We start from the raw sequence: 1,540 nt of genomic DNA on the forward strand, positions 1-1,540 counted from the left end.
GCCATAGCTGCCGTCGGCGGGAATGCCCATGCTCACCACCTCATCGGTGCCCAGCGCCCAGTCACGCATATGGTCGATGGCCGCGGAGGCCGCGGAAGCCGCGGAGGAGGCACCACGCGACTTGATGATGGCGGCGCCGCGCTGCTGCACGGTGGGGATGAAGTCGTTCTCGTACCAGTCGCGATCGACCAGGTCGAAGGCCGGCTTGCCGGCCACCTTGCAATGGGCGATATCGGGGTACTGGGTAGCGCTGTGGTTGCCCCAGATGATCATCGACTCGACATCGGTGACGTGCTTGCCGGCCTTCTGGGCCAGCTGGGTCTTGGAGCGGTTGTGGTCCAGACGCATCATCGCGGTGAACTGGCCCGCATCCAGGTCCGGCGCGTTACAGGAGACGATCAGGGCATTGGTATTGGCCGGATTGCCGACCACCAGCACCCTGATGTCGCGGCTGGCATGGTCGTTGATCGCCTTGCCCTGAGTGGAGAAGATGGCCGCGTTGGCTTCCAGCAGGTCCTTGCGCTCCATGCCCGGGCCACGCGGACGGGCACCGACCAGCAGGGCGAAGTCTGCATCCTTGAAGGCGACATTGGCATCGTCGGAGGCAACGATGTCGTGCAGCAGCGGGAAGGCGCAGTCGTTGAGCTCCATCACCACGCCGTTGAGGGTGTCCATGGCCGGCGGGATCTCCAGCAACTGCAGGATGACCGGCTGGTCCTTGCCCAGCATGTCGCCGGACGCGATGCGGAAGGCAAGGGAGTAGCTGATCTGGCCGGCAGCACCGGTGATGGCAATACGGACGGGATCTTTCATGGGTGCTCCTTGGGTTTTCAAGGCGCGGGTTGACGCCGTGAGGAAGAGCCAGGTGGCCGAGACCACCACAGCCGGAATTCGAATCGACAAGATGTTATGCCTGCACTGCACAAAACTCAATTCGACCTGAGGCTAGTTTCTGGATCCGGCACCGAGAGCGACACCCCGGCACCCGTTGCGCTATGCTGGCAGTCTTTCGACGTGGGCAGCCAGGCCCAGCTCTTGAACGTCGTGCTGCACCAGGGAAGGTCCGAATGTCTCTTCGTCTCCCCCCGCTCTCAGTCCTGCTCGCCATCGGACTGGCCTGCCTGCTGCTGGTCTGGCTGGCACTCGGTGACATCGAAGGGTTCCGCGATACTCCGCCCGAAGAGAAAGAGGCCGAGGGACCGGCGCTGACCCGAGTCGAGGTCGTGGAGCGCCAGGCCAGTGTCCATTCACCGCAGCTGACCCTGCAGGGCCAGCTCGAGGCCCATCGCGAGCTGGAATTGCGCGCCCGCCAGGCGGGTCGCGTGACGGGCCTGCCGGTTGCCGTGGGCAGCCGAGTCGCCGATGGCCAGGTGCTGCTCGAACTGGACCGCGACGAGTTGCCCCAGCGACTGGAACAGGCCGAGGCCGAACTCGCCCTGGCGCAGGCGGAACTGGCCGGGGGCGAGGTCACCCATGTGGCCAGCCGCGCCGACGAGGCGACGCGCAGTTTTGCGGTGGAGGTCGGCCTCGACAATCCGGA

The 1,540-nt window shown here is 65.4% G+C and carries 2 protein-coding genes; one reads left to right on the plus strand and one right to left on the minus strand.

Translation table 11 applies throughout. The features are described 5' to 3' along the window. Nucleotides 1-813 (minus strand): malate dehydrogenase (locus tag ACESMD_RS02305; protein WP_372609960.1); only part of this gene is annotated, 813 nt, incomplete at its 3' end. Nucleotides 814-1,067: 254 nt separating this feature from the next. Here ACESMD_RS02305 and ACESMD_RS02310 point away from each other — a divergent pair. Further along, nucleotides 1,068-1,540: biotin/lipoyl-binding protein (locus tag ACESMD_RS02310; protein WP_372609962.1), on the plus strand; the 473-nt coding region annotated here is incomplete at its 3' end.

The organism is Halomonas sp. (assembly GCF_041689495.1).
Taxonomy (GTDB): domain Bacteria; phylum Pseudomonadota; class Gammaproteobacteria; order Pseudomonadales; family Halomonadaceae; genus Halomonas.